We start from the raw sequence: 580 nt of genomic DNA, 5'->3' as shown, positions 1-580 counted from the left end.
GGCCGAAGCTCATGTAGAGCAAGGCGCAGATAAAGCTCTTGCTCGGATCATTCCAGAATCGGCGAGCAATCAGGTAAGTCAGCCAGACGCTCAGCCCGGTGCTCAGCGCCGAAGCGATACGCACACCAAACAGGTTGTCGCCAAACACCGCTTGACCGATGGCGATCATCCAGTAACCGGCGATGGGTTTCTCGAAGTAGCGGATACCCATGAAGTGCGGGGACACCCAGTTACCGCTCAGCAGCATTTCCTGACTGATCTGGCCATAGCGGGTTTCATCGGGAATCCATAGACCATGGGTGACTAGCGGCAGCAGGTAGAAGACCACGTACGCCAGCAGCAAGCCGGGCACGATCCAGCGTTCGGTGATGGGCAGCGCACGCGCGGTGCCACGCAATAAAGAGCCGTCGGGGTGGGGCAACAAGTTATTGGACGTCATGACTCGACCTTGGCGCAGAAGGATGTTGCTCCGCCAGGTGCACGCTTGCACTAGCGGAACTTTTTACATAAAGCAACACAATAGCGATGTGGACTACAGAAGTTGCGTCAGCCATCTAATGGTTACGGACTAGTTATAGTC

Annotated in this window: 1 protein-coding gene; it reads right to left on the bottom strand. The window is 55.9% G+C overall.

Annotation, left to right across the window (positions count from 1 at the left end; translation table 11 throughout):
* A partial coding sequence (locus AC1DF0_RS32020) for a phospholipid carrier-dependent glycosyltransferase (protein WP_477577588.1) occupies positions 1–439 on the bottom strand: 439 nt, incomplete at its 3' end.
* Positions 440–580 lie beyond the last annotated feature (141 nt).

The organism is Paenibacillus sp. 05T425, assembly GCF_056396205.1.
Note: the sequence above shows the minus strand (reverse complement) of the source record. Positions and strands in the feature narration are given on the sequence as shown.